Annotated in this window: 11 protein-coding genes; 4 read left to right on the plus strand and 7 right to left on the minus strand. The window is 29.6% G+C overall.

Features of this window, described 5'->3' with window-relative positions; genetic code table 11:
- Positions 1-28 precede the first annotated feature (28 nt).
- Positions 29-394 (plus strand): metalloregulator ArsR/SmtB family transcription factor, encoded by a 366-nt coding sequence (locus L1S49_RS08005; protein WP_238903431.1) that lies wholly within the window; start codon positions 29-31, stop codon positions 392-394.
- A 104-nt stretch (positions 395-498) separates the two neighbouring features.
- Here the strand turns inward: L1S49_RS08005 and L1S49_RS08010 are convergent, their stop codons facing one another.
- The 3 genes from L1S49_RS08010 to L1S49_RS08020 form a co-directional block, all read right to left on the minus strand.
- Positions 499-858 (minus strand): IS66 family insertion sequence element accessory protein TnpB, encoded by a 360-nt coding sequence (locus L1S49_RS08010; RefSeq protein ID WP_238903433.1) that lies wholly within the window; start codon positions 856-858, stop codon positions 499-501.
- A gap of 439 nt (positions 859-1,297) precedes the next feature.
- Complete coding sequence (locus L1S49_RS08015; protein ID WP_238903435.1) at positions 1,298-4,270, minus strand: Tn3 family transposase; 2,973 nt, start codon at positions 4,268-4,270, stop codon at positions 1,298-1,300.
- 23 nt (positions 4,271-4,293) lie between these two features.
- Complete coding sequence (locus L1S49_RS08020; RefSeq protein WP_238903437.1) at positions 4,294-4,839, minus strand: recombinase family protein; 546 nt, start codon at positions 4,837-4,839, stop codon at positions 4,294-4,296.
- A 258-nt stretch (positions 4,840-5,097) separates the two neighbouring features.
- Between L1S49_RS08020 and L1S49_RS08025 the strand changes: the two genes are divergently transcribed.
- Positions 5,098-5,727: a recombinase family protein gene (locus L1S49_RS08025; RefSeq protein WP_021800234.1), complete on the plus strand. Its 630-nt coding sequence runs from the start codon at positions 5,098-5,100 to the stop codon at positions 5,725-5,727.
- A 60-nt stretch (positions 5,728-5,787) separates the two neighbouring features.
- The gene (locus tag L1S49_RS08030; RefSeq protein ID WP_181601588.1) at positions 5,788-6,516 is read left to right on the plus strand and encodes a hypothetical protein; all 729 of its coding nucleotides are present in this window, start codon (positions 5,788-5,790) and stop codon (positions 6,514-6,516) included.
- 17 nt (positions 6,517-6,533) lie between these two features.
- Here the strand turns inward: L1S49_RS08030 and L1S49_RS08035 are convergent, their stop codons facing one another.
- Positions 6,534-6,836, minus strand: a complete 303-nt coding sequence (locus tag L1S49_RS08035) for a helix-turn-helix transcriptional regulator (protein WP_021800232.1) — start codon at positions 6,834-6,836, stop codon at positions 6,534-6,536.
- 389 nt (positions 6,837-7,225) lie between these two features.
- Here L1S49_RS08035 and L1S49_RS08040 point away from each other — a divergent pair, with 389 nt between their 5' ends.
- The gene (locus L1S49_RS08040; protein WP_021800231.1) at positions 7,226-7,915 is read left to right on the plus strand and encodes a helix-turn-helix domain-containing protein; all 690 of its coding nucleotides are present in this window, start codon (positions 7,226-7,228) and stop codon (positions 7,913-7,915) included.
- 107 nt (positions 7,916-8,022) lie between these two features.
- Here the strand turns inward: L1S49_RS08040 and L1S49_RS08045 are convergent, their stop codons facing one another.
- The 3 genes from L1S49_RS08045 to ilvC all read right to left on the minus strand — a co-directional run bounded on the left by L1S49_RS08045 (position 8,023) and on the right by ilvC (position 11,684).
- Positions 8,023-8,178, minus strand: coding sequence for a hypothetical protein (locus L1S49_RS08045; protein ID WP_021800230.1), 156 nt, complete (start codon positions 8,176-8,178; stop codon positions 8,023-8,025).
- Between the two features lie 152 nt (positions 8,179-8,330).
- Positions 8,331-10,157, minus strand: a complete 1,827-nt coding sequence (gene glmS, locus L1S49_RS08050; RefSeq protein ID WP_238903439.1) for a glutamine--fructose-6-phosphate transaminase (isomerizing) — start codon at positions 10,155-10,157, stop codon at positions 8,331-8,333.
- 519 nt (positions 10,158-10,676) lie between these two features.
- A complete protein-coding gene (gene ilvC / locus L1S49_RS08055; protein WP_238903441.1) occupies positions 10,677-11,684 on the minus strand; it encodes a ketol-acid reductoisomerase in 1,008 nt (335 codons plus the stop codon).
- Positions 11,685-11,693 lie beyond the last annotated feature (9 nt).

The raw sequence follows: 11,693 nt of genomic DNA on the forward strand, positions 1-11,693 counted from the left end.
AACTTAAAGAAGAAGGGGGTGCAATTTATTGGAAAATAAGATTAATATAGATAACTGTAGTTGCACTATCATACATGAAGAAATTATTGAAAGTGTTAGAAAGAATGTATTAGGGGAAGATGTATTAAACAATCTATCGGAACTGTTCAAGTTGTTTGGAGATACAACAAGATTAAAAATACTAGATGCTCTCTTTCAGTCAGAAATGTGTGTTTGTGATATATCAGCTTTACTTGGAATAAGTCAATCAGCAATTTCCCATCAGTTACGGACATTAAAGCAAGCTAGATTAGTAAAAAACAGGAAAGATGGCAAAGTGGTATATTATTCTTTAAGTGATGATCACATAAAGCACATATTTGATGAAGGTCTAATTCATGTTAAGGAAAACTAAAAAGATAACTAAATTATAACTATAAAATTATTTGTTTATTAAATAGTCAGGTATATAAAACTGGCTTTTTTTGTGTAAATTATACTTTATCAAAACCAGATGCATCATTTAACATCTGCCATCACCCTCATAACCATGGAAAGCAATTCCTCGGAAACAGTGTTAGAGAGTTCTAGAACGTTATCTCCGATATGAATACGCATGTCTGCCACAAAAACAGACATATTCTTTGAAAAAGAACCAGCCTGAACTGGTAGTTGTACAAAATTTGACGGTCTTTTGGACTCGGTTTTTTCTAGAGCACAGTATGCCACCTCTCTGATCCGGTGCTGCCAGTAGTAGAATTGTTTTTCATTCACATTGTTTTCAATACACCAGGATTCAATAGCTCTTCCACTGTTGCGGCATTCACGTACAATTGGTGTCCATTGCGCCAAACGCATTTCATGAGTAATCTTATCCATCGACACCTCCAAAAACTAAAGAAGTCGCTTTGAAAAACTAGTAGTTTTCTGAAGCATGGATTGATTATCTCAAAAATGAATGTCAAATACGAGGTACGCAAGGTTTACCGTTTACATAGTGACATCTAAAAAGGATAGCGTAGTAAATTTAAAAGCCTATGATAATCATATTTATGATTATTGTAGGCTTTAATTTTACTTCACTCTCTTAAAGGGGGTGAAATCTATCATTTTTACAGGACAAACCCCTTAAAGGGGGTTTTGTCGGAAATGTTGGCTGCACCCCTGCTATAAACGCACAACTTAAAAAAGGAAGTGAAGGAAATAAGCCACCTATAAAATATATTAATGTATTTTATAGGTGGCTTATCATTATTTAATAAAAAAATTATTCAGGAAAAAGAACATAGGTTATGAATGCTTTATCATTTTATTTAATTTAAATATCTTTTAAAGGTCTTAAGTTATTAAAATCATACTCATTATCTGAATAAAAGTTATATTCTCCAACAAAATTAATATGCTCCCATGCTAATGGTGAAATATTCTTTAATAGTTCCTCGTTGAAAGGTTCTTTTTCTTTTAATTTCTCTATAGCTTTGGAAAGATACACTGTATTCCATAATGTGATAGCATTTATTAAAATATTTAAGGCACTGGATTTTTGTAGTTGATCTTGCATAGCTCTTTCATGAAATTGTCCATTTTTACCAAAGAAAAGTGCTCTAGCCAGTGCATTCATAGCCTCACCTTTATTAAGTCCTTTCTGAATTCTCCTTCTTAAAGATTTATTTGAAACATAATCTAAAATAAATATTGTCTTTTCTATTCTACCTAGCTCTCTTAAAGCTGTAGCTAAGCTATTTTGTCGTGAGTAAGAACCAATTTTTGACATTATTAGCGACCCTGAAACTCGTCCTTCTTTTATTGAATAAATTAATCTTAAAACATCATCGTAGTTCTCTTTAATAACTTTAGAATTTATCTTGCCTTTAAGTATTTCTTCAAGATTACTAAATTCATCTACTTTCTCTATAGCATATAACTTTGAATCAGATAAATCTCTGAGTCTAGGCGCAAATCTAAAGCCTAATATGTGAGTTAATCCAAATATCTGATCTGTATATCCAGCAGTATCAGTATAATGTTCCTCAATATTCAATTCTGTTTCATGATGAAGTAACCCATCAATTACATGAATAGCATCACGTGAATTAGTATTTATAACCGTTGAGTAAAAGCTTGAATATTGGTCGCTAGTAAACCTATATATTGTTGCACCTCTTTCAGAGCCATAGTGTGGGTTATGACTAGAATTTAGTGATGCTACGGCATTCTGAACCCTCATTCCATCAGATGATGATGTAGTACCTTGCCCCCAATATTGTGAGAGCTCTTGATTATATTGAAAATTAACAATAGTTGCCTCGGCTTTATTCATTGCATCATCATACATTCTCCAATTTGATACATTAGAAAGTTGATTATAAGATATTTTTTCTGTTGTTGCTTGTGCCATCTTATTAAGTCCTATATTTGTTCCTAATGCCATTAGTGTTGCCATTATGATTGTTTTATCATCTTCACTAGGTTCTTTACTTGTTGACGCATGGATAAATTGTTTTTCAAAATCTGTCCAATTTGATACCTCAATAAGTAAATCAGTAAGGTTTATACTTGGTACAATTGAATACAACTTAGAACTAAGCTCTTTTGCTTCATCAGGAGTTCCTTTACCTAGCCTGGATAATACAAATTTATCTTTATCAATACTTACACCTTCCAATGTTTCAATATTTTCAGATAACCATTCTAGTTTTTCATATAAGACTTGACTTCTTTCTTTTAAATACTCATCAACTGATAATGGTATTTTCATATTATGCATTGAGCTCAGCTTATACTTTTTCCATTCTTCTTTTGACATAAGATAACCTTCAAAATCCTTATATTGCCTGCTTCCAACAATAGAAATATCACCAGAACGCACTGCATTTCTAAATTCAGTAAAAGCAGCTAGTTCATAATATTGACGATTTATGTTACCATCTTCATCATAAACATGCTTTTCCCATCTCTTTGGAACAAAATCAAGAGGAGCACCCTTCGGTATTTTCTTTTTATTTGAATTATTTACTTCAGCGATAGTTTCTAAAGCATTTAGTATAGGTTTTGCAGTATTAGAGGCACTAAAATTTAAAGATTTGATGAGTACTGGAGTATATCTTCTAAGCCTTCTATATTGGGTATGTAACAAGTCTAAATAATCATATTCTTTAGGTCTTGCAACTTCTGAAGCATCATTAACTGAATTTATAAATTCAGTCCAAGACATAACCTTTTCAATTTCTTTGAATGGATCTATACCTTTTTCTTTAGCTTCAATTAATACCTTTCCTAGTTTTGCATAATGATTGATTCCTATATTTATTTTCTTTCCATTTTTCTTTAAAAGCTCTTCTTGAGCTTTTCTTCCATTAGATTGAAGTGTTGTTATTTGGGTATCATGAATATAAAAGGCTTGATCTATAAAATCTTTTTGTAAATTCAATAGATATATCACTAAAAGACCATATTTTTTGAACTCGTCAAAACGCTTAAAATCATAGGAGTCATACTTAGAAGATAACCTATATAATTCTTTTTCTTTATTGTTATGAATATCTTTTAAATCTACTTTTAAGTCTATAGAATCTATGTATTCTAATCTCTTTATTATTTCTAAAAATGTTTCTGGTGAAGCTTTACCTGGTATATCTCTAAGCCAAGATAATCTAGTCTTAATTTGCAGTTCATCAACTAAAAGAATTTTATCCAGTAGTTTTTTTTGAACATTATTTAAATATCTATGTATGTTTCTAAATATATTATGTTCTAAGTGTTTCCTAGCTTCCCAAACTATTTGTTCAATTGTTCTTATGGAGGGAAGTATTATTTTATCCTGTTTCAGAATGTTTACAACCTGATTTACAAGATAAAAACCATTATTGGTTGCTGAGGCTTTTTCTAAAGCCTTATTGAAGATAAATTCTTTAAGGCTATTATCAAATTTTCTATATCCAAAACTTTCACATATCTCATTCAAGTGATCAGATTTAGTATTTTTCCTAACTTCTGTTAAATATATCTTAAATAGTGAAAAATCCATATCTAGTTGTTTTGAAACAACTTGAATAATGTTTACTGGAATTACATCAAAATCAGATATAGACCAGCCTGAATGACGTAAAATAGTTAATTGTACAGCAAAGCCTAGCCTATTATAGTCACCCCTATGCTTATTTATTAAATCTATATCTTCAAAGGACAGTGTGTAATATTTACTTAACTCATCAGCAGTTATATTTTCAGAAAGATTCATAATCTCTAATCTTTGATTATTTGTTAATAATTCTCTTCTGTTTAAATACATTTCATGTATCCTCTCTAACTTCTTTAATTAATATATCTATATAAAGTAGCTCTTGATATATTTAATATCTTGCATATGTCTTTTATTGAAGTAGTGCTGTCATTATATAAGGTTTTAGCTATAGTTATTTTGTTCTCATCCATGATTTTAGGTCTTCCACCTAATTTGCCTCTAGCTCTGGCAGACTTCAAACCTGCATTGGTTCTTTCTCTAATAATATCTCTTTCAAATTCAGCTAAAGCGGCAAATATATGAAAAATAAGTTTTCCGCCACTAGTTGTTGTATCTATTTTTTCATGTAAACTTAAAAAACCTATATTCTTTTCACTTAACTGATTTATTATTTCTATTAACTGCTTAAGAGTTCTTCCAAGTCTATCTAATTTCCAAACCACAAGAACATCTCCTTCTCTGAGGTAACTTAAAACTTCATTTAACCCAAATCTTTCTGTATAAGCTCCGCTTGCTACATCTGTAAAAATCTTTTCGGACCCAATTTCTTTAAGAGCGTCTAGCTGTAATTCTAATTTCTGTTCTTCAGTAGATACCCTAGCATATCCTATTAGCATTTTTAATTCTCCTTTGTATTAAAAGTCATATAATTAATCTAGTTTTGATGTTTTGATTTTGAGATAAGTTTATATATATATTTTACATGAAAATTAGGTGTTTTTCTATTTTAAAACTACTGTTTCAAAAACCCTCGTTTATTAGACAGTAAAAAGGCTTCCACAAATACATATACTGTAATTTATGGAAGACTAATTTTCTTAGCGTTACTTTTGCACGAATTGTGCTCTGGACCCCTAATATAAGGATGTGATTATTTGATATTTGGATACGTAAGAATAAGTACAAACAAAGAGAGCCAAAAAACTGATCGGCAATTAATAACACTAAGAAACTATTCTGAAGATAATAATTTTATTTTTGATAGAATTTTTGAAGAAAGAATTAGCGGTACAGTAAAAGCAGAAAATAGACCGCAATATGATGAGCTAAAAAAACAACTAAGAAAAGACGATATAATAGTTATCACAGATATAGATCGTTTAGGCAGAAGTGCTGATGATGTTATGATGGAATTAAAGATTCTAAAATCTAAAAGAATTAAGGTGGTTGCATTAGATGTTCCTCACATGAATGAGTGGAATACTATAAATGATACTAGCTTATATGATATGATAATAGACATTGTTATAACTTTAAAAGCACATATGGCACAGCAAGAAAGAGAGAAAACAGTTTCTAGAATAAATCAAGGGTTACTAGTAGCTCGTCAAAAAGGGACAGTTCTTGGAAGACCTAAAGTATCATTACCTAAGGATTTTATTAAAGAATATAATAAATTCAAAAATGGAGATTATGGGAAGATAAGCGCTAAAGGTTTTGCTAAAATGTTAGGTATAGGCAGATCTACATTGTATAAATATATAAGTATTTATGAGGAAATGTAACTATATTCTTGTTCTAACAATTTAGTATGTAAATTATATGAAATAAAGTGAGGATGTTTTATGGAAGCTTTAACCTTAAAATTAGTAAATTTTATTCTATCAATTAACTTACAAAGTGTTTATTCTGTATTATTAGGTGCAATTATATCTGCTTATATTAGTTATAGATTTACTAAATGGAGAGAGAATCAAAGACTTAAAATTGATTTACAGATAAAAACTACTGATATGCTTATAGATATTATTAAAAACTTTAATACTTCAGCTTCGATTATGACTAGCAAAAATTTTGTGTTCTTTAACATTTATAATTCAACCTTAGAATCTAATAAAATTGATGATTCACTAGATAAGATTAATAACGACTTTAAAATAATTCTAATTAATCAAGCTAAAGAAAATGCTATAAATAACTTTGAAGAATATCGTGAAATATGGATCAACTATAGTAAAGCTTTTATGCCTATAATTTCTATTCTTGAATCTAGAGAAGTTATATTAAATAAGTTTGTAAATGACAAGGATGAGTTAATTGATGAATTTCAAAAGCTCATTGATCTTCAAAATGACTTTACGACATTATATTATAATGATATATCCAATAAAATACTATTTAATCAACTTATAGCTGATACTAGCTTAGAAAAAGTAAATAAATATCAACAAAAGTTTATGGATCAATGTATATATGTAAGTTGTAAAGTTTTGGATTTACAGGTTAAGTTACAAAATGAATTTTTAGGTAAATTATTTAAATATAAGGTTCAGCCTAGAAAAGAAAATAAATAAAGATGAATGTTAAAAAATTAACGTTCATCTTTATTTTCTAAATATCCTAAGTGAAGTTTTATTCCTAATGCATTTGTATATCTTAAAAACAAATCTAAGTCTACATCATTATTAATACTTTCTATTCTTGATACCACTTCTAATGGAATTTCGCTTCTAATTGCCACTTGTTCTTTAGTTAGGTTCAAGCTTTTTCTTATATTAATAAGTGATTTAATTAATTCATATTTATCACTAAAAATTTCTGCATATTTTTTTAAATCTGGATTATCTTTTAAATCCTTTTCTAATGATTCAGTAAAATTGACTTTATTAAACATGATTTATACTCCTTTATATAATTTAAACAATTTACAACTTATTTTTTATATTTTGTGTGCTATAAATTAATCTTAACTAAGTATAGTTTGCTTAATATATTATTATCTCAGCTTTCTCAAGTTTTCCTATATCATAATCCTTTTTCACCAGTCAATCAATGGCTATTTTTAAATATCCCTTTTCTTCTTTAATTTATCATTCATAAACCCATCTAATATCAATCTTAATATATATTAACTTATTTATCAGAAATACTCAGCCTTCCTACCGTTATGTCCATGACCCCTCATACGACTACATAAGCTTTAATGTTTCATGAAAATAACTCTTCCACATTCCGTTTAAACGGAATATAATTATTATAAGAATATCACACAGGAGGTTATTTATGCTTAATTCTAAAGAAAATATTGAATACGCTAAAAGATTAACAGGTTTTTCGGGTACATGCTTCGGAGATGAAGTGGTGTTGTTAGATGATAATACTAGATTTTACGTAGGTAATCCATTTTCCCTACATATAACAAATGATTTTATTAAACTATATCGTGAAATCGATGAGAAAGTCTTAGTACAAAAATTTCCTTATATTAAGGGCTCACCATTAGACCATGTATTTACTCAATCTGAAGCTGCATATCTATATAATAAGGATGAAGGTACTGTAAGGCATGCTATAATGAACGGTACTTTTGAAGATAACGAATATAAAAAATCAGGAAGAATCACACTTATAACTAAACAAGCTATGGAAAGAGTTTATAAGTCAAGAAAATCTAGTATGTTAACTGCAGATAGAGTCCTTGGATTCATTCGTGAAGACTCAAAATTAGTGGACATTATCTTTGATGAAAAGGATCTTGTTAAAATCGTTGGATCAATGTTAAAAAAATATAAAATAACTCATACTGAAGTTTGGCAAAATCCATCTATGTTTAAAAGCATACGGGTATATAATGGCCCTGAAGACCTAGTAATGATTTTTTTCTTTAAGGAGGTAAAAACTAAGCTTATAAAGAGAACTATGTATATCTTTGAAGATATTACCTTAGGTGAATCTCCTATAGAATTCTATTAAGTAGTCTTGAATAAAAGCAAAATCTTAAAAATTGTTTATTTATTAAAATAAATAAAATCATATATTCTCATATTTATGAGAATATATGATTTATTGTAGTTTAAGTTTTATAATAATAACTTTTCAAGATCCGCTATTATTATATTAACTTTCTCAAGTTTTCCAATTGCATAATCTTTTTCTACTAGCCATTCAATTCCCATTTCTAAACATCTTTTTTCTTCTTTATATTCAGCTAATAATTTTTCTAAATTATTGTTCATAAATACACCCCACATACACTTTATATAGAAAATAAATTTTCATAATTCATTTTTTATGACAATAACATTTATAACTTGTGTCAATATTAATTATATTTTATGACAATATTAATTATAACTCACAATAATATAACAATTTTATATCATAAAAACTATTCTACTGTAACTGATTTTGCAAGATTTCTTGGTTTATCAACATCAAGACCTTTATCTTTAGCTATATAATAAGCCATTAATTGGTGAGGTATAACTGCTAAAACTGGTGCTAATAAATCGCTTGTTTGTGGAATTTCTATTGGATAATCTAAAGATTCCATAATCTCTGTTTCTCCTTCATAGCAAATTCCTGCTATTTTAGCTCCTCTTGTTACAACTTCTTTTATATTACTAACCATTTTGTCTATTAACTTTCTTTGAGTTAGTGTAGTTATAACCATTGTTCCTTCTTCTATTAAAGCTATAGGACCATGTTTTAATTCTCCACCTGCATAAGCTTCTGAATGGATATAAGTTACTTCTTTTACTTTAAGAGATCCTTCTACACTTATTGCATAGTCTACTCCTCTTCCTAAATAGAATATATCTTTCTCCATATAGTGTTCTGCTGCAAATCTTTGAACTATATCTTTGTTATCTATAACTTGTTTTGCTTTCTCTGGTAAGGTAAGCATTTCTTTTTTAATTTCTTCAATCTCTTCTGCTGTTAATGTTCCTTTTAATTCAGCAATATAAAGTGCTAATATATCAAATGCTATTAACATTGTAATATAAGCTTTTGTTGATGCAACTGCAACTTCTGGCCCTGCCCAAGTGTATATTACATCATCTGCTTCTCTTGATACTGAGCTTCCTACTACGTTAGTAATAGCCATAACTCTAGCGCCTTTTTTCTTAGAGTCTCTTAATACTGCTAAGGTATCTGCTGTTTCTCCTGATTGGCTTATAACTATTAATAAAGATTTATCAGTTATTAATGGTTCTCTATATCTAAATTCAGAAGCTATATCCACTTCAACAGGTATTTTTCCCCATCTTTCTATAACTGTTTTTCCTACTAATCCTGCATTATATGCTGTTCCACAGGCAACTACAAATACTTTATCTATTTTATCTAAATCTTCTTTTGTAAGAGAGATATCATCTAGTTTAATTTTTTCACCTAAGGCAATTCTTGAAGTCATTGTATCTCTTATTGCTTTTGGTTGTTCATGAATTTCTTTTATCATGAAGTCTTCATATCCACCTTTTTCTGCTGCATCAGCATTCCAAGTTACGTGGAAAACATCTTTTTCTACTTTATCTCCATCTTCATTATATAAAGTAACTCCATTTTCATCTATTACAACAAATTCTTTATCTTCTAATAAATAAACATCTCTAGTATAGTTTAAAACTGCTGGAATATCTGATGCTATGAAGTTTTCGCCTTCACCTAAACCAACTATAAGAGGGCTGTCTTTTCTTACTGCTACTATTTTATTTGGTTCATTTTTAGATATTACTCCTATAGCATAACTACCTTCCATTTTCTTAGTAGCTTCCATAACAGCTTCTAATAAGTTTCCTTTGTAGTAGTAATCAACTAAGTTAGGTATTACTTCTGTATCAGTTTCTGAAAAGAATTTATACCCTTTACCTTTAAGCCATTCTCTTAATCTTCCGTAGTTTTCTATTATACCGTTATGAACTACGCTGATTGTTTCGCTTTCATTTGAATGTGGATGAGAGTTTACATCTGATGGTTCTCCATGAGTAGCCCATCTAGTATGCCCTATTCCTAATGATCCTTCTATAGGATTTTTTTCTAATTTATCTTCAAGATTTGCTAATCTTCCTTTACATTTACTTATTTCAATTTCTCCGTTATTTAATACAGCAACTCCTGCTGAGTCGTATCCTCTATATTCAAGTTTTGATAATCCTTCTACTAATATATCTGAAGCTTTTTTACTTCCTAAATAACCTACTATACCGCACATATTTTTCACCTTCCTTTTTGCAATCATTATAATTTTTGTATTTTTTTACTAAAAAAGGGTATAAAAATACTAGGGTCCAAAAGCCCTAGTTTTTTTGCTTTAACACCTGATAGGATTTGTGCTAGAAATTGCTCCCTAGTTTTGTCCTTTCGTTAACGGTAGTGCGATACCGTGGGGCACCCGCCGAAATATTCGATAAACCCCAACCCTCGTCAACTTAAAAAGTATATACCCGATCCCTTCTTAAGTTCTGGCGCTTGTATAAAATTTTCTTGAAACCTTGTTTTTTCTTACTCTATATACATCCCACCTTTCACAAATATATCATTACACTTTCATATTTTATCATATACACTTACAAAAGCAAGTGATTTTTTATCATATACTAATATTTATGCAAATATTAAGAAAAATGTTACTTTATATTAACAATATAAAAAGCCTAGAGACTTTATATCTTTTGGCGAAAGATTTGTGAGAGAATCAAGTTCTCTTGTCCCTAGGCTAATTAGCTATTTTTTATTGTTCTAATTTGTTTTCATTGATCCAAGACATCATTTCTCTAAGTTCTTTTCCAACTTTTTCTATTTGATGTTCTTTTTCTATTCTTCTTCTTGCATTAAATGCTGGTCTGTTTACTTGATTTTCTACTAACCAGTTTTTAGCAAATGTACCATCTTGAATTTCATGAAGTACTTTTTCCATTTCCTTCTTAGTTTCAGATGTTATTATTCTCTTACCTACTGAATAGTCTCCATATTCAGCTGTATCACTTATAGAATATCTCATCAAGCTCATTCCACCTTGATACATTAAATCAACGATTAATTTCATCTCATGTAAACACTCAAAGTAAGCATTTTCTGGAGCATATCCAGCTTCAACTAAAACTTCAAATCCTGTTTTTATAAGTTCTGAAACTCCTCCACATAAAACAGCTTGTTCTCCGAAAAGATCAGTTTCTGTTTCATCTCTAAATGTTGTTTCTAAAACTCCAGCTCTAGCTCCACCTATTCCATTTGTGTATGCTAATGCTAATTCTTTAGCGTTTCCAGTGTAATCTTGGTGTACAGCTATTAAACACGGTACTCCTGATCCTTGTGTATATGTTCTTCTAACCATATGTCCTGGTCCTTTTGGAGCAGCCATAAATACATCTACATTTGCAGGAGGAACTATCTGTCCATAATGAATATTAAATCCATGAGCAAATACTAAAGCTTTTCCTTCTGTAAGATTTGGTGCTACTTTTTCACTATATAATTTAGCTTGTTTTTCATCTGGTACTAATATCATTATTACGTCTGAAGTTTTAACCGCTTCTGCTGTATCTAAAACTTTTAATCCAGCTGCTTCTGCTTTTTCCCACGATTTACTACCTTCATATAATCCTACTACAACATCTACTCCACTTTCATGAAGGTTAAGTGAATGAGCGTGTCCTTGACTTCCATAGCCTATAACTGCAACTCTTTTTCCTTTTAATAATTCAAGATTTGTGTCCTTTTCATAATACATTTTTGCCATTTTAGCTCC

Origin of the sequence: Clostridium sp. YIM B02506, from assembly GCF_022324845.1 — a bacterium.
Classification (GTDB): domain Bacteria; phylum Bacillota; class Clostridia; order Clostridiales; family Clostridiaceae; genus Clostridium_T; species Clostridium_T intestinale.

Excerpts from the sequence above, each read along its gene's own strand:
- L1S49_RS08010 (WP_238903433.1), bottom strand. The coding sequence starts at position 858 with ATGGATAAGATTACTCATGAAATGCGTTTGGCGCAATGGACACCAATT.
- L1S49_RS08015 (WP_238903435.1), bottom strand. The coding sequence starts at position 4,270 with ATGTATTTAAACAGAAGAGAATTATTAACAAATAATCAAAGATTAGAG.
- L1S49_RS08020 (WP_238903437.1), bottom strand. The coding sequence starts at position 4,839 with ATGCTAATAGGATATGCTAGGGTATCTACTGAAGAACAGAAATTAGAA.
- L1S49_RS08030 (WP_181601588.1), top strand. The coding sequence starts at position 5,788 with ATGGAAGCTTTAACCTTAAAATTAGTAAATTTTATTCTATCAATTAAC.
- L1S49_RS08035 (WP_021800232.1), bottom strand. The coding sequence starts at position 6,836 with ATGTTTAATAAAGTCAATTTTACTGAATCATTAGAAAAGGATTTAAAA.
- L1S49_RS08040 (WP_021800231.1), top strand. The coding sequence starts at position 7,226 with ATGCTTAATTCTAAAGAAAATATTGAATACGCTAAAAGATTAACAGGT.
- L1S49_RS08045 (WP_021800230.1), bottom strand. The coding sequence starts at position 8,178 with ATGAACAATAATTTAGAAAAATTATTAGCTGAATATAAAGAAGAAAAA.
- glmS (WP_238903439.1), bottom strand. The coding sequence starts at position 10,157 with ATGTGCGGTATAGTAGGTTATTTAGGAAGTAAAAAAGCTTCAGATATA.
- ilvC (WP_238903441.1), bottom strand. The coding sequence starts at position 11,684 with ATGGCAAAAATGTATTATGAAAAGGACACAAATCTTGAATTATTAAAA.